Origin of the sequence: Seminibacterium arietis, from assembly GCF_042675725.1 — a bacterium.
Lineage (GTDB): Bacteria > Pseudomonadota > Gammaproteobacteria > Enterobacterales > Pasteurellaceae > Seminibacterium > Seminibacterium arietis.
The window spans coordinates 156,628-175,231 of the sequence record NZ_JBHTJN010000008.1 but is presented as its reverse complement, the minus strand read 5'-3'; the positions used below and the strand labels follow the sequence as shown (position 1 = coordinate 175,231).

The following is an 18,604-nucleotide window of genomic DNA, read 5'->3' as shown; positions in this document are numbered from 1 at the left end:
CCAAATAAAGATCATCATGCAATATCATAATTTTCACAAATTATATGAATAAAATTAATATATATTGATTAAATTAAAAAATAAGATAAAAAATAACCGCACTTTTGATGATTTACAGTGAAAGAGTAGTATTTTTTACGTTATAATTTGCGGAGTTCCACTTTAATTATGAATATATTTAATGAATATGACTTTTCTTGAGCTACGCCACCTAAAAACTCTGTTAGCACTGAAGGAGACGGGAAGTGTGTCGATGGCTGCAAAACGAATACATCTTACTCAGTCTGCATTATCACATCAGATAAAATTATTGGAAGATCAATTTGGTTTGCCTTTATTTGAACGTAAAACTCAACCGTTACATTTCACAGTGGCAGGCGAACGTTTGATTAACTTAGCAAATGAGATTTTACCGAAAGTTGCTGAGGCAGAACGAGATTTATCTCGTGTTAAGCAGGGCGAAGCTGGAGAGTTACGTATTGCTGTAGAATGTCATACTTGTTTTGATTGGCTAATGCCTGCAATGGATAGCTTTCGCCAACACTGGCCTTTAGTTGAATTAGACATTGTATCTGGATTTCATACAGATGCAGTTGGATTGTTACTATCACACAGAGCGGATTGGGCAATACTATCAGAGATAGAGGAAACAGAGGGGATAATTTACAAACCACTGTTTTCTTATGAAATGGTTGGTATTTGTGCAAAAGATCATCCTTTAGCAACAAAAGACATTTGGTGTGCAGAAGATTTTATTGATCAAACTTTAATTACTTATCCTGTACCAGATGACATGTTGGATTTATTACGTAAAGTGTTGCAACCAAAAGGGATTAATCCTAATCGACGTACTAGTGAATTGACTATTGCGATTATTCAGTTAGTGGCTAGTAAGCGGGGTGTTGCTGCATTACCTTTTTGGGCAGTTAAACCTTATTTAGAGCGTGGTTATGTAGTAGCAAAAAGAATTACAGAACGAAAATTGTATAGTAATTTATATGCAGCAATTCGAGAAACAGATCAAAATACCGCCTTCGTTGAAGATTTTTATGAAACTGTAAAGTCACAAAGTTTTTCTACTTTACCTGGTTTGTCCGTATTGTCGTAACGAAGCTTTTGATTTTGTCTTATAGTTATTTACCCTACAATATAATAATAGATAAGTATTGTTTTTAATTTAATCATAGTGTTATCTATTATAATTAGAACTATGCAACTAATCTCATTAATTTATTAGATTTAATTTGATGAATAATATTAGTAATAACGCCTATAATCGGTAATTGAGAACTATCAGAGATCCTTATGGAATTCATTTTTGCATTAAGTGGAAGGAAAATAAACTCGCTTTCTTTATCACTAATTAATTCGTAGACAGAAAAACCTTGTTTTGATGCTATTACAACTAAATCGCCAGTTGATAATCGTTCATTTTGTTCAACAATAAGTATATCTCCCTCTTCAATTCCCCATGCGATCATATTAGGTTTTTTTACTTGAATGAAGCAAGTTTTAGTTGGATGTTTAATACAGTAAAGATTTAAATCCAATTTTTTACTAAAAGGACTAGCTATCTGTTCGTTATCAGAATAAAAAGGGATTGGACAATAAGAAAAGGGTAGCTTTTTTTGCATTGCTATATTTGCTATTGGTTTCATCATAAAATCCTCTTTTATAATTTTTAAATTGATTAAACTTAAGCTGGTTATTTATACAGTTAAAAATGATACTGTTTTTATATACAGCAGTCAACAAAATATTAGTACTTTTTTATTAATATAATTATTTTTAAAGATATGAATAAATTTTAAAATTTATTTAGTAAAAAACAAAAAAATTATATTTTCTATTTTCTTTAATAAAAAATTAAGCTATCTTTATAACCTTAATTTAGGTGGGTCATCTCTTGATCTAGTGATTAACACAACATTGTATAATTATTATGAATTCTTCTCGTTTATATTCGTTATTTTTTCATGGCAATTTAGTTAAGCGTATTGCTATGGGTTTGGTTCTAGGTGTCGTGCTAGCGTTAATATCTCCACTTTTTGAGGGAGTACTAGGTTTCAATATTGCAGAAAAAGCAGGTTTTCTAGGAACTATTTTTGTTCGTTCATTACGTGCTGTCGCTCCAATTTTGGTATTTTTATTAGTGATCGCTGCTATTGCCAATAAGCAAATTGGTTCAAAAAGCAATATGAAATCCATTATTGTTTTGTATTTGTTAGGCACTTTTTTAGCAGCTCTTACAGCTGTTATAGCTAGTTTTGCTTTTCCAACGACTATTGCACTGGTTACAAAAGAAGATTCTCTTTCAGCACCGAGTGAAGTATCAGAAGTGTTGGGTAGCTTAGTATTAAATGTAGTGGATAACCCAGTGAATGCATTATTTAATGCAAACTTTATTGGTATTTTAGCTTGGGCAATTGGATTAGGTATTGTATTACGTCATGCTTCAGTTAACACAAAACAAGTCATGAATGATTTTGCTGAAGGCGTATCGAAGATTGTTCACTTTATTGTTAGTTTTGCTCCGATTGGGGTTTTTGGTCTGGTATCTCAAACTTTAGCGGATAAAGGTTTAAGTGAGTTATGGAACTATGTTCAGTTATTATTGGTATTGATCGGTTCTATGCTCTTTACGGCTTTTGTGATTAATCCGATTTTAGTTTATTGGAAAATTCGCCGTAATCCTTACCCACTAATTTGGACTTGTATCTGTGAAAGTGGATTGCCAGTATTTTTTACTCGTAGCTCGGCTGCAAACATCCCTGTAAATATGGAATTAGCAAAACGATTAAATCTTGATGAAGAAACTTATTCTGTTTCAATTCCACTAGGTGCCTCAATCAATATGGCGGGAGCTGCTATCACAATTACTGTGTTAACTTTAGCCGCAGTAAATACACTCGGTATTCAAGTTTCATTTGGTACTGCACTCTTGTTAAGCGTTGTTTCTAGTATCTGTGCTTGTGGTGCTTCAGGTGTTGTTGGTGGATCATTGCTTTTAATTCCATTAGCCTGTAGCTTGTTTGGTGTTTCAAATGATATTGCAGCACAAGTTATTGGGGTTGGCTTTATTATTGGAGTATTGCAAGATTCTGTAGAGACAGCGTTAAACTCTTCAACAGATGTTGTTTTCACGGCAGCAGTTTGTATATCTGAACAAGGATCGAATAAAATTTAATAGGTTTTCAATTAATATAAAGCAGATTGAAAAGTCTGCTTTTTTTATACTCTTGAAAAGTACAGCTGGATTTATTAGACTTTAAAATCTATTGTGATTGATTTTAATTATTAATTAGGAGAACAAAATGGAATTATCTATTGCTACCATATTGTTTTTATTGCTAGTTGCTTTCATTCTTTATTCTACCCTTAAAACTGTACCTCAAGGTTATCATTGGACAATTGAACGATTTGGACGTTACATTCGTACTCTGACACCTGGATTGAATTTTGTTGTGCCTTTCGTTGATCGAGTGGGACGCAAAATTAATATGATGGAACAAGTTTTAGATATTCCATCTCAAGAAGTCATTTCAAAAGATAATGCCAACGTTTCGATTGATGCAGTATGCTTTGTACAAGTGATTGATGCTCGTAGTGCGGCTTATGAAGTTAACCATTTAGAGCAGGCAATCATCAACTTAACCATGACAAATATTCGTACGGTATTAGGTTCGATGGAACTGGATGAAATGTTGTCACAGCGAGATAATATTAATAGTCGTTTATTAGCTATTGTAGATGAAGCTACCAATCCTTGGGGAGTTAAAGTAACTCGTATCGAAATCCGAGATGTACGTCCACCACAAGAACTCATTGCTGCAATGAATGCACAAATGAAAGCAGAACGTAATAAACGAGCCGATATTTTAGAGGCTGAAGGGGTACGTCAGGCAGAAATTCTGCGTGCAGAAGGAGAAAAACAATCTCGTATTTTGAAAGCTGAAGGAGAACGACAAGAAGCCTTTTTACAAGCAGAAGCTCGTGAACGTGCAGCACAAGCAGAAGCTAAAGCAACTCAAATGGTTTCTGATGCGATTACTAGTGGTGATACAAAAGCGATTAACTATTTTATTGCTCAAAAATACACTGAAGCATTAAGAGATATCGGTAGTTCACAAAATAGCAAAGTGGTTTTGATGCCTTTAGAAGCAGCTAATTTAATTGGTTCAGTTACAGGAATTGCTGAATTACTAAAAGGAGATAAAAGCTCACAACATTGATTACATTAAAATAAATCAGTAAATAGTGCGGTAGATTTTTACTAAGTTTAAATCTATAAAGGAGATGATATGGAATGGTTGACAAGTTGGACTGCGTGGCATTGGCTGATCTTAGGATTGGTATTGCTAATTGCTGAAATTATGATGCCAGGAGTTTTTTTGTTATGGTGGGGATTAGCTGCTATTGTAATTAGTGGAGTAAGTTTAGCATTACCTAGTATACCTATTTCTATAATTTTGACCTGTTATGCTTTATTAGCAATAGCATTAAGCCTTGTTTGGTGGTACTACCAACATAATAAAGATAAAGCAGATCAACATCACACTTCTTTAAATCAACGAGATCATGCCATGATTGGTACGAGAGGAGTAGTGCAGGAAATTAATCAAAATAATATAGGTAGAGGACATTTTGGTGATACTACTTGGCGAGTGAAAGGAAACTATTTGCGAGTTGGCGATATTGTTGAAGTAATTAGCGTAGATGGTATTACATTATTAGTTCAAAAAGTGGAAAATAACGTAGATAAACAAGGAGAAATACGATGAAGCACTTAGTTATTTTTGCTCACCCTGATAATAAACAGAGTTTTAATCGTGCTATTTTGCAAGAAGTTATCAATGCAACAGAGGAAATGTCTGCTGAACTAATTTTACGCGATTTATATGTGATGAAATTCAATCCAGTGCTATGTTTTGAAGAGTTGCAAGGAGCAAATCAAAAAATAACTCCTGCCGAAATTCGTCACGAACATCAGTTAATTGATCAAGCTGATTTAATTACAGTAATTTATCCATTATGGTGGATGGGATTTCCTGCAATTTTAAAAGGTTATTTAGATAGAGTACTAAGTCACGGTTTTGCTTATAAAACAGAAAATGGAGTATCAGTTGGTTTATTGCACGGTAAAAAAATGCAACAGTTTGTTACTATTGGTAATGATTTAGAAAAATATCATAGTGCGGGATTTGATCGTTCTTTACGTGATTGTTTAGTCGAGGGGCTATTTAATTTCTGTGGTATTTCTGATATTAAACATTGTTTTTTTGGTGGAGTACACGCTGTTAATAATAAAGAACGTCAGGCTATGCTTGATCAAGTTAAATCAATAACAAAACAAAATTTAGCGGCACTCAATTCTTCGGAATCAATTCAAAGTGCGGTTAAAAATAAGGAAGAAAGTAGTGAATAGCGATAATTTAAATGCTTTTTCTTTAGTCAGCCGTTTGTTTGGGAACTTATTTTACCGACAACCAACGGATTCTATTTTGACAGATGTTTTTGTTTGGCTACAGCAGCAAGGATTGAGTCATATTTGGGCATTGGCTACAGATTCTCAGTCTGAACAGGCTCTGAAAAACTTGCAAATAAAAATCGATTTATCTTTATTAGATCAAGAATATAGTACGTTATTTTTAGGTCATAAAGCAAAAGTCAGTCCACTCATTTCAAGTTATGGTATTAATGTTACAGAGTTTGTACAATTTAGAGCTATACGAGCTATGCAACCTTTGGAAAATCCAGATCATTTTGGTTTACTGTTATTAACAGCTTCTTGGTTAGAAGATAATGTTTCTTCAAGTGAAGCTCAAAAGGAATTGTTTGAACGCTTTTTATTGCCTTGTGCTAGTCAATTTTTGTTGCAAGTAGAAAAACACGCTACATTGCCTTTTTATCTTTCATTAGCTTTATTAACGAGAGAAATTTTAGCAGCGATGGCAGATGAATTAGATGAAGTTGATAATGGCTAAATTAATGCCGTAAGCAATAATTAAAGTGCGGAAAAAAAGATCATTTTGACCGCACTTTTGCGTACTAATATTATTTTTTATCGTATAGATTAATATCGTTTTCATTTGGTCGAGTTTTAAAACGACGATGTAACCACATATACTGGGGAATTGCTTGCATGATTTCTTTTTCTACTATCTGATTCATGCGAGTAGCAATCTCAACTTCATTGTGTAAATCAGAAAAATCCACAGGAGCAGAAATTTTAACTGTATAACCAGAGCCATCTTCGTTACGTAAAGGGCTAAATGGGATTACTTTACTTTGTGGTGAAGCTTTTAGTAAATAAGCACTACCAGTCGTTGTGGCAGCATGTTGCACAGCAAAAAAAGGGACAAACACAGAATTTTTTCGCCCATAGTCATGATCAGGGGCGTACCAAATAATTTCACCGTTACGTATAGCTTTAATCATGCCTCGCAGATCTTTACGATCTAACATATATTTGTTTGAACGTAATCGTCCACGAGTTTGTAGCCAATCCATTAGTGGATTATTGTTTGGACGATAAACACCAACTCCTGGTTGATGAATGCCGACAATTCTTGCACCTAACTCAAGAGTTAAAAAATGTACTCCAACGAAAATTACACCCTCTTTTATATGTTCAATTAAGTAAGATAATCCTTCAATTTTAGACCATTTTTTTATTCTTTTATCTGACCAAAACCATGCCATGCCAGTTTCTATAATTGCCATACCAACTGATTCTAAGTTTGATTGTAGAAGTTGCTCAATTTTTTTTTGATCAAAATCAGGAAAGCAAAGTTGTAAATTGCGACGAGCGATTTCTATACGGCGTTGACCAAAACGAAATTTTGTGAATAAAAAACCTAATTTAGAGCCTATTTTTAATAAAATGGAATAGGGGAGTAATAAGATAATACGCCATATAACCAAACCTAGCCAAAAAAACCAATATTTAGGCTGTAAAAAATAAAATTGAAACTTAGGAGTTGATATTTTTGCCATAATTAATACAACAATAATAAATTTGAAAGTATGTAGTTTAACGGAATTTTTATAAAATAGCACAATTTGGTGTCGAATTGTTATTTATTTGGAAAAAGTGCGGTGATTTTGCTTAAAGTTTTATAAATTATATAAATACCAGTATAATGTGGCGGATCAATTAAAATATTTAGGAATTGAAGCTAATGAAAATAATGTCTTTTAATATTAATGGACTAAGAGCTAGACCTCATCAATTAGAAATGATTATTGAGCAATACCGTCCTGATGTATTGGGATTGCAGGAAATTAAAGTGGCTGATGAAGATTTTCCTCATCATTTAGTTGAGGATCTAGGCTATCATGTTTATCATCACGGTCAAAAAGGGCATTATGGTGTTGCATTACTATTAAAACAAAAACCTGTAATAGTAAACAAAGGCTTTCCTGCAGATCAGCAAGATGCACAAAAACGCATTATTATGACTCAATTAGAGACAGATTTTGGCTTGCTTACTGTGATCAATGGTTATTTCCCCCAAGGAGAAAGTCGTCATCATGAAACAAAATTTCCTGCAAAAGAAAAATTTTATGCAGATTTACAACATTATCTAGAATATTGTCATTGCAAAGAAAATCCTATTATCATTATGGGGGATATGAATATAAGTCCCACAGATTTAGATATTGGTATTGGTGAAGATAATCGTAAACGCTGGTTGCGAACAGGCAAATGTTCTTTTTTACCAGAGGAACGAGAATGGTACAAACGCCTTTATAGCTACGGTTTAGTAGATACTTTCCGTTATTTAAATCCGACAGTAAAAGATCAATTTTCTTGGTTCGATTACCGCTCTAAAGGTTTTGATGATAATCGAGGACTCAGAATAGATCATATTTTAGCAAATACAACATTAGCACAACGTTGTATTAATACTGGTATTGCATTAGATATTAGAGCAATGGAAAAGCCTTCCGATCATGCTCCAGTTTGGGCAGAGTTTAAATAAGAGTAAATTATGGAACAAAAAGAGAAAGGAGATTGGCAAATTTATCGTACTTTAGTTAATGGTAAGCCCGCTATTTGTTCAGTCAATTTAAGTTTATTTGAACAACAACTTTTTTCTGAAAATATCTATGATAATGTTTTGGAAGTAGTACTAGCTTATCAAGCCGATAAAGATGGTCTACCTGATTCAGCAGCTTATCAAGCATTACTTACGGAAATAATGAGAATATCTACATTATTATGCTCACAACCAAACGTATTTTATGCTGGATATGTCCTTTCATCTAGTGAAGCAAAATTGCATTTTTATTGTAAAAGTGCGGTGCTTTTGATGGACATTTTACATCAATTTCCATCAGTTAAGCATTCTCACGTACAATATGACCCTGCATGGGATATTTATTTTGACTTTCTATTACCTTCTTCTTTAGAAATTAAAATTAATGCGACAGAGGAAATTTTAGATATATTATTACAAAATGGTTATAATCTTGCTGAACTGTATTTTATTGAACACACTTTTCATTTTCTCAAAGAAGAGCAGATGTATCAATTTTTAGAACAAGTTTCAGTATCAGATATGCCAATATTAACTTTAAAACATACAAATACACCAGTCCAATTGGATGAAAATGATAATGTTTATTTAGTCAAAATTGATCAAGAATTACAGCTGAATAATTCAGATATTTTCGATTATGTTGAACAGTTAGAAAATTTTGCTTTGCATAATGATGGAGATTATATCGGTTGGGAAAGTCCAGATATTATTTTGAGTAAAAATCAATTAAATTAAAAGTTCAAATAATTTATTTAGTTATTAAAGTCAAAATATTAAATGGTACAGGAGCTATTGTAGTAGTTAGCATAGCTAGGCTACAATGTTAACGAATTTATATATTGTAAAGGAGACGTTATGTGGTCTGAAATTTTAATTGGATACGGAATATTTATTTTAGAAATACTAACGGTGCTATTAGTAATTTTTGCTATTGTTGCATCAGTAATAGCATTAAAGCAAAAAAGACATCATCAGTCAGGACAGTTAGTTATTGCAAATTTATCGACAGAATTTGAGGAAAAAAATAAAAAATTAAGCAATTTTTATTTAAATTCTGCCACGCAGAAAGAAATTGAGAAAGATAGAAAAAAAGAACAGAAGATCAAAATAAAACAGGAAAAAGAAGATCATAAACAAGGTTTAGAACATCGCAAACCTCATTTATATGTGTTGACGTTTAAAGGAGATCTTTTAGCAACACAAACAGAATCTTTACGAGAAGAAATTAATGCAATTATTTCAGTGGCAAAACCTGAAGATGAGGTATTGTTGAGACTGGAAAGTCCAGGTGGCTCAGTACCAGGTTACGGTTTAGCTGCTTCTCAACTTGCTCGCTTAAAACAGCACAATATTAAATTAACTGTGGCAGTAGATAAAGTAGCTGCCAGTGGTGGTTATATGATGGCTTGTGTTGCTGATAAAATTGTTTCTGCACCTTTTGCTATTTTAGGATCTATTGGTGTAGTAGCACAGATGCCGAATATTCATCGTTTACTAAAAAAACATGATGTTGATGTTGATGTGATGACCGCAGGTGAATATAAACGCACGATGACGCTGTTAGGTGAAAATACAGAAAAGGGTAAACAGAAATTCCAACAAGAATTAGAAGAAATTCATACTTTGTTTAAAACATTTGTGTTAGAAAATCGACCGCACTTAGATATTGACAAAATTGCTACAGGCGAGTATTGGCTGGGTAAACAAGCGTTGGATTTAAAATTAGTTGATGATATAACTACTAGCGATGATTTAATCCTAGAATCAATTCAAAATAAAACCGTGCTTTCAGTAGAATATCAAATTAAAAAAACTTTAAGTCAAAAATTAGCTAAACAGCTAGAACAAAGCGTAGATAATATACTATTGCGTTGGTTAAAACGTAATAATCGTATGCTATTGTAATTTAGTTTTATATTGAATTAGATAAGCTCAATTATTTGTAAAATTATGTAATTTATTTATTAATTCAATTTACTTCAACAAAGATTGCAATTATTATTACCGTGAGGGGAGAACGATTTCGATGTTATCACGTTTTGCAAATGTAAGTGCTTCGGTTCTCAAGGTTTCGCTATTACTTGCATAAGTAAGCAAATAAAAGTTATTAATCCAAAAGAAGGTAACGCAAATGAAACTATCACATCTATTATTATCTGCAGTTGCAGCTACAACCTTAGCGGCTTGTGGTAATTTAAGCAAAGTCACGGATGAGGGTACATCAGATAAATTGGTATGGCCTAAAATCGACGAATCAGTGTTTAATCATGACGGTAGTCAGTTTGGTTCTTGGCCAAACTGGGATAATGTTCGTATGGTTGAGCGTGGAATGAATAAAGATCAACTTTATAACCTACTCGGTAGACCTCATTTTGCCGAAGGACTTTATGGTGTACGTGAGTGGGATTATGTATTCAACTATCGTGAAAATGGTGAGCATAAAATTTGCCAATATAAAGTTTTATTTGATAAAGAAATGAATGCTCAAAGCTTCTTCTGGTATCCAAATGGCTGTAATAGTCAATCAGCATATACACTTAGCGGCGATTTCTTATTTGACTTTGATAAAGATCTATTGACAGCAAAAGGCATGAAAGTACTTGATGATGTTGCAGTCAAATTAAAAGAAAGCCAAGCTAAATCTATTACAGTAGCAGGATTTACGGATCCTTTGGGTAGTGAGTTATATAATTTGAATTTATCTCAACGTCGTGCTGATCGAGTGAAAGCTTATCTAGTAAAACAAGGTGTCACATTACCTATTACTGCAGTTGGCTATGGTGAAGCTAAACAAGTGAAAGCTTGTGAAGGCTATAGTAAAACGTTAAAAGAGTGTTTGCGTCCAAATCGTCGTGTTGAAATTTCAGCAAATGGTGTTGCAATGAATCAACAAAACACTGTCGCTGAAGGAGGACCTAATGGTCCAACCCCGCTTTATCAGAAATAATTTGATAAACTAATTAATTGATTAACAAATTAAATATATAAAAGCTGATTATTTATAATAATCGGCTTTTATTTTTATCTAGACTGCTATCTGGTGTCATTGAAAGTAGTTTGTTCTGTGTTCCCTTAGCGTTTTTTGATAATCAGATAATGAACTCAAAAACGGTTCAAACATCTCTGGCATAATGTGTGAACTAGCAGAAGCTCAAGGCATTAAATTAAACTATGACGATCCTGAAGAGTTGGTAAAACAGCTTAGCAAAGTTTACGATCCGTATCGTTTAGCCAGAAATATTGCTCTACGTTTATGCGATGCAGACGGCAATAATTTGTTTGATTTTGAGAATATGGATGATTTAGAAGCGTTATCCAGCCTAGATAAGTCCGTATCAGAAGAACTAAGCCGTGCGTTAATGGTAGAAGAACCAAAAAACTCACAGCCCGACGCAAGTTCCAATTAATACTTAGTCTTGCGTTGGGTAAAACTTTAGCGGAAATCGAAGAAATGCCTGAATCGCATTTCCAAGAAAATATGTTGTTTTATGAAGAGCAGCCTTTTGGATTATGGCGTGAAGATTATCGTACGGCACAAATTTCACATCTTTTAGCGGCAATCCATCGAGATCCAAAACAAAAAGCCACAACTCTTAGCGACTTAATGCCCTTTTTTTTCTGAAAAGAATAGTAGTGAAGATGATGAAGATGATGGTTCAGATGCTTATTTGGCTAAGCGATAAAATAGTTATTGCGTAGCATAAAGCTAGGCAATATAATCAAGCTATCGATAGTTAGCAAATAGGGGGGGAAATATGTTTTGGGATTTTATCCAATTTACAGCAAAAATCTTTTTTATAATGCTTATTGCATTAGGCGGATTGCTACTTTTATTTGCGATTGATTTTACATATATTCTTGCTGTTTTTGGGGTATTTATTACATTCTTTGCTATTCGTTTTGCTATAATCATCGTTCAAACTAATAAACATTATGATGAATTAGCTAAAATAGCACGGGAAAAAGAACGTGTGAAATATGTAATCATTAAATAAAGTTTAAATTTTTAAAAAGAAGCTCGCATTATTGCGGGCTTTTTTATTGGGAGACGATATGTCATCACTTGGCAATCTGCATATTAGATATTAGCTTACTTTGATGAGCGGATATTATAAAGTTCGCATTGGTAAAAGCTATTTAACTGAAAATCAAATCAAAACTAACCAAATTATATTAGACGAAAAAAGTACAGTGCATTTTACGCCAGTTATTATGGGAGCGGGGAAAAATGTAGGTGGCATTGTGAATATTGTAGTTGGTGTAGTTAATAGAACACATTTTAAAAATTATGTTTATAATATATTGATTATAAAGTAAAAAATTATATTTATATTATTTTTTAATTTAATATAAAAATCCCCATATATATGGGGATTCTGTTTAAAAAAGACTATTTAGGTAGACGAAGATTTTTTACGACATCGTGAGTACCTGCAAATAGTTCTTCAATAATTTGTTTTGCAGGTCGTAGGGATTTGATCATGCCAGCAATTTCTCCAGCCATTGGTGAACCGTTTTCCATGTCACCATAGTAAACGGCTTTAACTAATGATCCTTGAGTAAGTTTATCTAATTCTTCTTGCGGTGCATTGTTATTTTCTAAAGAAAGATATTTTTCTAACATTGCATTACGCAAAGAACGCACTGGATGACCAGATTTACGTCCAGTTACAATAGTGTCTGTATCAGTAGCATTAATTACACGTTGTTTGTAGCTATCAGGGATAGGGCATTCATCGGCTGATAAGAAGATTGTTCCTGCTTGTACTCCTTGAGCACCAAGTGCGTACATCGCAACAATAGAACGGCTGTCACCTACACCACCTGCGGCGATTACTGGAATTTTCACACTATCAACAATTTGTGGGATTAAAGACATGCTAGATGTTTGACCAATATGCCCACCAGCTTCTTGTCCTTCAGCAACAACAGCATCTGCTCCAAGTTGCTCCATTTTAATTGCGTGTTTTACTGCAGCAATAACAGGAATAACAATTACTCCATGCTCTTTAAAGCGAACCATGTATTTTGCAGGACTACCAGCACCAGTGGTTACGATTTTAACTTTTTCTTCAATGATTACATCGACCAATTCATCTATATTTGGCATTTGTAACATTAAATTGACACCAAAAGGTTTATCTGTAATTTCGCGAGTGAGACGGATTTCTTCGCGTAATTGATCGGCAGACCAACCACCAGAACCTAGAATTCCTAATCCACCAGCAGCTGAAACTGCACCTGCAATTTTATGAGTGGCAATACGTGCCATAGCACCTTGAATAATAGGATATTTAATTCCTAGTAATGTAGTAATAGACATAATTTTTTTTCCTCTTTTTCTTATTTATAAATAGGGTTTCGATGTTGACGGAAAGCGGTAATGCCTTCAGAAGCATTTGGAGTAGCAAAATTCTCAATAAAATATTGAGTTTCAATATCTAAACATTCAGATATTGGACGATTCTGTTCGTTATTAATTGCTAATTTAGCAAATTTTAATGCATCAGGTGACAATGCAGCCATTCTTTCAGCAAATTTTACCGCACTTTCCATTAAATTATCGCTTGGGTAGCTTTCTGAAACTAAATTAAGCTCTTTAAGTTTTTCTGCATTTAGAGTTTTCAAAGCAAGAATAATTTCTTTTGCTCTAGAATGACCAATCAGACGAGGTAACATTTGTGTACCACCACCGCCTGGCAGTATACCAATACTTAGCTCAGGTAGTTTTACTGTAGTATCATCACTACAAAAACGGAAATCAGCAAATAGTGACCATTCAAAACCACCACCCATGACTACACCGTCATATACATAAATAACAGGCTTTACAATGCGTTGTAATGTAGAAAAAATTTCTTTAGAATGATCACAGTAGCCTTTGATGCCATTTGCTGTATCTTTAGAAGCAAGCATTTCATCTAGATGCATTCCAGCACAAAATACTTTTCCTTGACGTTTCATTGTGAGAATAATTACGTTAACTTCATTATCTAATTCTGCTTGCTTGATAGTTTCATTAACTATTTCAAGGTTCTCAATAGTAAGAATATTGAGTGGAGGATTATCATATTGGATGATTGCTACTCCATTATTTTTTTCATATGACACGACATTTTGCATAGTATTTTCTCCAAATTTAAAAGTGAATTCATTGACATTGATGTTGTTTTGCAATAAGACGAGCTATTTCTCTAATGTTAATTTTTCCTGTTCCTATTTTTGGGTATTCATTCATTTTTATGATAATTTTAGGAACTTTATATTTTGCTAATTTAGCTCTACAGTGTTGGATAAGCTTTTGCTCGAAATCAACAGCATCCTCATTAAGGATGACGGCAGCGGAGACTATTTCTCCCCATTTATTATCTGGACAGCCTACCACTACACAGTCTTTTACAAGTGGATGTGATTGTAAACAATCACATACTTCTCTAGGTATAACATTTTCACCACCAGAAATGATCAGCTCTTTAATTCGTCCCATGATGTAAAAGTAGCCATCTTGATCTATCATCGCTAAATCACCAGTATGAAATTCTTCTTGAACTTCAACACTGTCTAATCCTTTTTCAGAATCCCAATAACCACTGTATAGAGTATCGCCACATACAACAATTTGCCCAATTTTACCTACTTCTACAGGTTGATTGTATTCATCAACTAAACGTAATTTAGTAAATAGAATTGGTTTTCCGACAGAGCCTTGTTTATTTTTGGGATCTCTTGGATCTATATAAAAAGTATTTGGTCCAGCTTCTGTTAATCCAAATGAATCGATTAAAGGTAAATTTAATTCTTCAAATTGTTGTTTTACCTGCTTGGAAATCGGAGCTCCACCAGAAATAAATAAACGGACATTAGATAAATCTTTTTTTGTGAGAACATTTGACTCATTTAATAGGTAGTACATGGTTGGCACCATGAATATTAAACTAGGTTTATATTCTTTGATTAACTCAAGGCTTTCTTTTGGTTGAAAACGAGATTGTAGAACGATAGAACCACCTACCATTAATAAAGGAATTACTAAGCAAAAAATACCTGCTGTGTGAAACATTGGGCTAAATGTAATTGTGCGGTCTTGTTGAGTTAAATTCCAGCTTGGAATAGTAGATGATGCATTTGCAATAATTGTACGATGACTAATGATCGCACCTTTTGGTTTTCCAGTAGAGCCACTAGTATAAAGCAATACTGCAGGTAATTCTTGATCAGTTAAGATCTCAAGAGGTTCTTTGATTCTTGTTTGAGTAAAAATTTGTTCGTATTGTTCTGTTAAAATATCAATTGTAATTAATGCTTGTGGACGGTACTTGTCATCTAGACTTTGAGAATTATAGAAAATAGCTTTAGGCTGACAGTCTTGAATCAAGTTATTTAATTCTACAGCTGTAAACATCCAGTTAAGAGGAACATAGATTGCTCCAATTTTGTTACAGGCAAAGAAAAGATCGAGATGGCAAATATGATTACAGCTAATAACAACGACACGATCACCTTTCTTGATTTGATGCTGTTGTAAATAATGAGCAAGCGTAACGGCACGCTGATTAAGTTCAATATAGCTCCATTGACGATGGTTGATAGAGTCTATAACTGCAAGAGAATTACCAGAAATATACGCTCTTGTTTCTAACCAGTCTAGATTCATACTTCCTCCTATAATTCTTTAAGTATTCTCGTTCAATAAAAAACGAGAATACTTATTAGGCTATTAAGCTACGTTTTTAAGTAAAATTGCGATACCTTGACCACCACCAATACAGGCACTACCAATTACATATTTAATATCTGGACGATTTTTCAACTCATAGCAAAGAGATGTAATAATACGAGCTCCAGACATACCTAATGGATGACCTAATGCTACAGCACCACCATGTGGATTAAATTTATTTTTATAGAAATCTGAATCCATAGAAATATTTAATTCACGTAAACAACCAAGAGTTTGACCAGCAAAAGCCTCGTTAATTTCTAGCACATCAATATCATCTAAAGTTAGATTATTCGCTGCTAGCACTTGATTAATAGCTTTAACGGGACCTAAACCCATCAAGCTAGGATCGCAACCAGTGATTGCATAGTCCACTACTTCTGCAAGTGCGGTTAAACCTTTTTCTTTAGCGATAGATTTAGTCGTTAAGATCTCAAATGCTGCACCATCATTTAATCCAGAAGCATTACCTGCGGTAATAGTACCTTTTCCATCAAAGCGGAATGCTGGTTTTAATGTAGCCAAACCTTCAAGTGTGGTATTTGGTTTTGGATGTCCGTCTAATTCCACTGTAGTAACAGTTCCTTTGCGACCAGGAATAGAGACTGGTACTATTTCTTGAGAAAAACGACCGCTCTCAATAGCTGCTTTTGCTTTCATTTGACTATCGAAAGCAAATTGATCCTGTTCTTCACGGGTAATACCAAATTTTTCAACTACAAGCTCAGCAGTATCTCCCATATGTTTAATGTGTTTATATGGTAGACCTGAAGCACTACGATGACCTTCTATATTAGCATCAATTATTGTTTGATCACCCATACGATAAGGTTGATAACGGGAGCTTTCTGGCAAATAAAATGGTGCACGAGAAAGAGATTCAGCACCACCAGCAGCTATAATTTTACGGTCTCCTAACCATAAAGACTGTGTGGCTAAAATGGCAGATTGAATACCTGAACCACAAATACGATTTACTGTCATACCAGTAGAATCATTACTTAAGCCACTATTTATTCCTATAATACGACCAAGGTTGTTGGTTGTTTGTGAACCTGTAACATGACCAACGATAACTTCTTCAATATCCTCTTTCTCTAGCCCTGAGCGATTAATAGCTTCTTCTAAAGCGATTTGACCTAGCTTTTCTACAGGAACTTCTTTTAAATCACCTAAATAGGCTCCAACAGGGGTGCGTGCTGCACCCACAATAACAACTGGATCTTGTATATTTCTCATTTTATATTTCCTTTCTATTTATTTTGCTTTTGCCATTACGATATCTTTTAATTGTCCCCAGTTTTCTTGGAACAATGCTGAATCCATTTCTTTAAGATTTTCAGCAATAATTGGCTCAAAATCCATCCATTCAAGAATATCTTTTTGTAAATCAATTCCTGGAGCAATTTCAATTAACCGCATTCTACCTTCGTAAATATCAAATACACCACGTTCAGTAACATAGAGTACATTTTGTTTATTTTCGTATGCGTATTTACCAGAGAATGTGATTTGTTCTACTTGTTTTAGGAATTTTTTTGCTTTACCTTGCTCTTTAATAACTACTTTACCATCGCGAATTTCAGATTTACCACCTACAGTAAAGGAACCTACGAACACGATATTTTGAGTATTTTGAGAGATGTTGATGAAACCACCTGGACCTGCTACACGTGTACCGAATTTAGATACATTGATATTACCGTATTGGTCAGTTTGTGCTAAACCAAGCACAGTTAAATCCAAACCATTACCATCGTAAATGTCAAACATTGCATGATGTTCAATAATTGCTTCAGGATTATATGCAGCACCAAAATCTAAACCAGTAGCAGGGACACCTCCAATAACGCCTAACTCAAGAGTGAGAGTTAATTCGTCACCAATGCCTTCTTCAATCGCTACTGAACCTACACCAGCAGGGATACCGATACCAAGATTGACGATAGAATGAGGTTTTAATTCCATAGCTGCACGACGAGCGATTACTTTACGTTCATCTAGAGGAATACTCTCTGTGTGATGTGTTGGTACACGTACTTGTGCAGAAAGAGAAGGATTGTATAGTGTTCCCATAGTCTGAGAATGATATTTTTCATCTTCAACTACAACAACATAGTCCACCAACATACCTGGTACATATACATCTTTTGCATTAATTGTGCCATCTTCGACAATACATTTTACTTGAGCGATTACAATACCACCAGTATTATGAGCCGCAGTTGCTAGAGGCAATCCTTCTAATTTACCAGTTTCTTCTTCAAAAGAAATATTACCTTTACTATCAGCGTAAGTACCACGAATAAGAGCTACATTGATTGGAAAGTTTTTATAATTCAACCATTCTTCACCATTAATAGTAAGTACTTCACTAATATCACCTTTAGTGATGCTATTAGCTTTCGCACCCTCGACACGAGGATCTACGTAAGTTTGTAATCCAACTTTAGTAACTAGACCAGGTTTCTTACCGCCAATAGAACGATAAAGTTGGTTCATTACACCTTGCGGAATTAAGTGACATTGAACTTTATTATCTACCACATTTTTTACCATTAATGGGGAAGACCCAATATGTCCACTAATTAAGTGATCTACTAAACCTTCTGCAACTAAATGATCTAAACCACGACCTGGAGTGTTATTACCAATACCGCAAGAATGTACAAAAGTAATACCTTTAGGGTGTTGTTCTTCATCATAGCGTTCTTTTATACCAACTAATAATTGTTCTGCTAATCCGCCTAAACCAAAGGTAGTAGTAGCGACGGTATCACCATCTTTGATTAATTTTGCGGCTTCTTTGTATGAAATAATTTTGTTGTGACTCATAATA

21 protein-coding genes are annotated in these 18,604 nt (G+C 34.0%); 14 read left to right on the top strand and 7 right to left on the bottom strand.

Going from position 1 to position 18,604, the window contains the following annotated elements:
- The first annotated feature begins 181 nt into the window (after window positions 1–181).
- A complete protein-coding gene (locus tag ACFQ02_RS03480; protein WP_380819392.1) occupies window positions 182–1,108 on the top strand; it encodes a LysR family transcriptional regulator in 927 nt (308 codons plus the stop codon).
- A 100-nt stretch (window positions 1,109–1,208) separates the two neighbouring features.
- On the opposite strand, the gene ACFQ02_RS03475 is transcribed toward ACFQ02_RS03480, so the two are convergent.
- Window positions 1,209–1,661 carry a LexA family protein gene (locus ACFQ02_RS03475; protein WP_380819390.1) on the bottom strand — a complete coding sequence of 151 codons (453 nt, stop codon included), beginning with the start codon at window positions 1,659–1,661 and terminating at the stop codon, window positions 1,209–1,211.
- A 281-nt stretch (window positions 1,662–1,942) separates the two neighbouring features.
- On the opposite strand from ACFQ02_RS03475, the gene sstT reads away from it, so the two are divergent.
- The 5 genes from sstT (at window position 1,943) to ACFQ02_RS03450 (ending at window position 5,984) form a co-directional block, all read left to right on the top strand.
- Window positions 1,943–3,187 carry a serine/threonine transporter SstT gene (gene sstT, locus ACFQ02_RS03470; RefSeq protein WP_380819387.1) on the top strand — a complete coding sequence of 415 codons (1,245 nt, stop codon included), beginning with the start codon at window positions 1,943–1,945 and terminating at the stop codon, window positions 3,185–3,187.
- Between the two features lie 127 nt (window positions 3,188–3,314).
- Entirely contained in the window at window positions 3,315–4,232 is a 918-nt protein-coding gene (locus tag ACFQ02_RS03465) for an SPFH domain-containing protein (protein ID WP_380819382.1), read from the top strand.
- 69 nt (window positions 4,233–4,301) lie between these two features.
- The gene (locus ACFQ02_RS03460) at window positions 4,302–4,781 is read left to right on the top strand and encodes an NfeD family protein (protein ID WP_380819378.1); all 480 of its coding nucleotides are present in this window, start codon (window positions 4,302–4,304) and stop codon (window positions 4,779–4,781) included.
- A complete protein-coding gene (locus ACFQ02_RS03455) occupies window positions 4,778–5,425 on the top strand; it encodes an NAD(P)H-dependent oxidoreductase (protein WP_380819372.1) in 648 nt (215 codons plus the stop codon). Before ACFQ02_RS03460 ends, ACFQ02_RS03455 begins: the two co-directional genes overlap by 4 nt.
- On the top strand, window positions 5,418–5,984 hold the full coding sequence (locus tag ACFQ02_RS03450) for a TorD/DmsD family molecular chaperone (protein WP_380819367.1): 567 nt from the start codon (window positions 5,418–5,420) through the stop codon (window positions 5,982–5,984). Before ACFQ02_RS03455 ends, ACFQ02_RS03450 begins: the two co-directional genes overlap by 8 nt.
- A 70-nt stretch (window positions 5,985–6,054) precedes the next feature.
- Here ACFQ02_RS03450 and ACFQ02_RS03445 read toward each other — a convergent pair whose 3' ends face one another.
- Window positions 6,055–6,996 carry a Kdo(2)-lipid IV(A) acyltransferase gene (locus ACFQ02_RS03445; RefSeq protein ID WP_380819362.1) on the bottom strand — a complete coding sequence of 314 codons (942 nt, stop codon included), beginning with the start codon at window positions 6,994–6,996 and terminating at the stop codon, window positions 6,055–6,057.
- Between the two features lie 185 nt (window positions 6,997–7,181).
- Between ACFQ02_RS03445 and xthA the strand changes: the two genes are divergently transcribed.
- The 8 genes from xthA (at window position 7,182) to ACFQ02_RS03405 (ending at window position 12,362) form a co-directional block, all read left to right on the top strand.
- Window positions 7,182–7,985, top strand: a complete 804-nt coding sequence (xthA, locus tag ACFQ02_RS03440) for an exodeoxyribonuclease III (RefSeq protein ID WP_380819358.1) — start codon at window positions 7,182–7,184, stop codon at window positions 7,983–7,985.
- A gap of 9 nt (window positions 7,986–7,994) precedes the next feature.
- Window positions 7,995–8,780, top strand: a complete 786-nt coding sequence (locus ACFQ02_RS03435; protein WP_380819353.1) for a TIGR01619 family protein — start codon at window positions 7,995–7,997, stop codon at window positions 8,778–8,780.
- Between the two features lie 120 nt (window positions 8,781–8,900).
- On the top strand, window positions 8,901–9,950 hold the full coding sequence (sohB, locus tag ACFQ02_RS03430; protein ID WP_380819350.1) for a protease SohB: 1,050 nt from the start codon (window positions 8,901–8,903) through the stop codon (window positions 9,948–9,950).
- A gap of 226 nt (window positions 9,951–10,176) precedes the next feature.
- Window positions 10,177–10,992: an OmpA family protein gene (locus tag ACFQ02_RS03425; protein WP_380819347.1), complete on the top strand. Its 816-nt coding sequence runs from the start codon at window positions 10,177–10,179 to the stop codon at window positions 10,990–10,992.
- A gap of 184 nt (window positions 10,993–11,176) precedes the next feature.
- Entirely contained in the window at window positions 11,177–11,452 is a 276-nt protein-coding gene (locus ACFQ02_RS03420; RefSeq protein WP_380819344.1) for a hypothetical protein, read from the top strand.
- A gap of 44 nt (window positions 11,453–11,496) precedes the next feature.
- On the top strand, window positions 11,497–11,667 hold the full coding sequence (locus tag ACFQ02_RS03415) for a phage tail assembly protein T (protein ID WP_449329120.1): 171 nt from the start codon (window positions 11,497–11,499) through the stop codon (window positions 11,665–11,667).
- Between the two features lie 133 nt (window positions 11,668–11,800).
- Window positions 11,801–12,040: a hypothetical protein gene (locus ACFQ02_RS03410; RefSeq protein WP_380819341.1), complete on the top strand. Its 240-nt coding sequence runs from the start codon at window positions 11,801–11,803 to the stop codon at window positions 12,038–12,040.
- 103 nt (window positions 12,041–12,143) lie between these two features.
- Window positions 12,144–12,362 carry a hypothetical protein gene (locus ACFQ02_RS03405; RefSeq protein WP_380819338.1) on the top strand — a complete coding sequence of 73 codons (219 nt, stop codon included), beginning with the start codon at window positions 12,144–12,146 and terminating at the stop codon, window positions 12,360–12,362.
- Between the two features lie 73 nt (window positions 12,363–12,435).
- Here the strand turns inward: ACFQ02_RS03405 and ACFQ02_RS03400 are convergent, their stop codons facing one another.
- The 5 genes from ACFQ02_RS03400 to ACFQ02_RS03380 all read right to left on the bottom strand — a co-directional run bounded on the left by ACFQ02_RS03400 (window position 12,436) and on the right by ACFQ02_RS03380 (window position 18,600).
- Complete coding sequence (locus ACFQ02_RS03400; RefSeq protein ID WP_380819335.1) at window positions 12,436–13,368, bottom strand: nitronate monooxygenase; 933 nt, start codon at window positions 13,366–13,368, stop codon at window positions 12,436–12,438.
- A gap of 20 nt (window positions 13,369–13,388) precedes the next feature.
- Window positions 13,389–14,168, bottom strand: coding sequence for an enoyl-CoA hydratase/isomerase family protein (locus tag ACFQ02_RS03395; RefSeq protein ID WP_380819332.1), 780 nt, complete (start codon window positions 14,166–14,168; stop codon window positions 13,389–13,391).
- Between the two features lie 28 nt (window positions 14,169–14,196).
- Window positions 14,197–15,699, bottom strand: coding sequence for a class I adenylate-forming enzyme family protein (locus tag ACFQ02_RS03390; RefSeq protein WP_380819329.1), 1,503 nt, complete (start codon window positions 15,697–15,699; stop codon window positions 14,197–14,199).
- 63 nt (window positions 15,700–15,762) lie between these two features.
- Window positions 15,763–17,004, bottom strand: a complete 1,242-nt coding sequence (locus tag ACFQ02_RS03385) for a thiolase family protein (protein ID WP_380819326.1) — start codon at window positions 17,002–17,004, stop codon at window positions 15,763–15,765.
- 18 nt (window positions 17,005–17,022) lie between these two features.
- Window positions 17,023–18,600 (bottom strand): acyl CoA:acetate/3-ketoacid CoA transferase, encoded by a 1,578-nt coding sequence (locus ACFQ02_RS03380; protein ID WP_380819322.1) that lies wholly within the window; start codon window positions 18,598–18,600, stop codon window positions 17,023–17,025.
- Window positions 18,601–18,604: the final 4 nt, after the last annotated feature.

What these genes read in the sequence shown, in the direction of transcription:
- ACFQ02_RS03480 (WP_380819392.1), top strand. Translation starts at nt 182, where the DNA reads ATGAATATGACTTTTCTTGAGCTACGCCACCTAAAAACTCTGTTAGCA.
- ACFQ02_RS03475 (WP_380819390.1), bottom strand. Translation starts at nt 1,661, where the DNA reads ATGATGAAACCAATAGCAAATATAGCAATGCAAAAAAAGCTACCCTTT.
- sstT (WP_380819387.1), top strand. Translation starts at nt 1,943, where the DNA reads ATGAATTCTTCTCGTTTATATTCGTTATTTTTTCATGGCAATTTAGTT.
- ACFQ02_RS03465 (WP_380819382.1), top strand. Translation starts at nt 3,315, where the DNA reads ATGGAATTATCTATTGCTACCATATTGTTTTTATTGCTAGTTGCTTTC.
- ACFQ02_RS03460 (WP_380819378.1), top strand. Translation starts at nt 4,302, where the DNA reads ATGGAATGGTTGACAAGTTGGACTGCGTGGCATTGGCTGATCTTAGGA.
- ACFQ02_RS03455 (WP_380819372.1), top strand. Translation starts at nt 4,778, where the DNA reads ATGAAGCACTTAGTTATTTTTGCTCACCCTGATAATAAACAGAGTTTT.
- ACFQ02_RS03445 (WP_380819362.1), bottom strand. Translation starts at nt 6,996, where the DNA reads ATGGCAAAAATATCAACTCCTAAGTTTCAATTTTATTTTTTACAGCCT.
- xthA (WP_380819358.1), top strand. Translation starts at nt 7,182, where the DNA reads ATGAAAATAATGTCTTTTAATATTAATGGACTAAGAGCTAGACCTCAT.
- ACFQ02_RS03435 (WP_380819353.1), top strand. Translation starts at nt 7,995, where the DNA reads ATGGAACAAAAAGAGAAAGGAGATTGGCAAATTTATCGTACTTTAGTT.
- sohB (WP_380819350.1), top strand. Translation starts at nt 8,901, where the DNA reads ATGTGGTCTGAAATTTTAATTGGATACGGAATATTTATTTTAGAAATA.
- ACFQ02_RS03425 (WP_380819347.1), top strand. Translation starts at nt 10,177, where the DNA reads ATGAAACTATCACATCTATTATTATCTGCAGTTGCAGCTACAACCTTA.
- ACFQ02_RS03420 (WP_380819344.1), top strand. Translation starts at nt 11,177, where the DNA reads ATGTGTGAACTAGCAGAAGCTCAAGGCATTAAATTAAACTATGACGAT.
- ACFQ02_RS03415 (WP_449329120.1), top strand. Translation starts at nt 11,497, where the DNA reads ATGCCTGAATCGCATTTCCAAGAAAATATGTTGTTTTATGAAGAGCAG.
- ACFQ02_RS03410 (WP_380819341.1), top strand. Translation starts at nt 11,801, where the DNA reads ATGTTTTGGGATTTTATCCAATTTACAGCAAAAATCTTTTTTATAATG.
- ACFQ02_RS03405 (WP_380819338.1), top strand. Translation starts at nt 12,144, where the DNA reads ATGAGCGGATATTATAAAGTTCGCATTGGTAAAAGCTATTTAACTGAA.
- ACFQ02_RS03400 (WP_380819335.1), bottom strand. Translation starts at nt 13,368, where the DNA reads ATGTCTATTACTACATTACTAGGAATTAAATATCCTATTATTCAAGGT.
- ACFQ02_RS03395 (WP_380819332.1), bottom strand. Translation starts at nt 14,168, where the DNA reads ATGCAAAATGTCGTGTCATATGAAAAAAATAATGGAGTAGCAATCATC.
- ACFQ02_RS03390 (WP_380819329.1), bottom strand. Translation starts at nt 15,699, where the DNA reads ATGAATCTAGACTGGTTAGAAACAAGAGCGTATATTTCTGGTAATTCT.
- ACFQ02_RS03385 (WP_380819326.1), bottom strand. Translation starts at nt 17,004, where the DNA reads ATGAGAAATATACAAGATCCAGTTGTTATTGTGGGTGCAGCACGCACC.
- ACFQ02_RS03380 (WP_380819322.1), bottom strand. Translation starts at nt 18,600, where the DNA reads ATGAGTCACAACAAAATTATTTCATACAAAGAAGCCGCAAAATTAATC.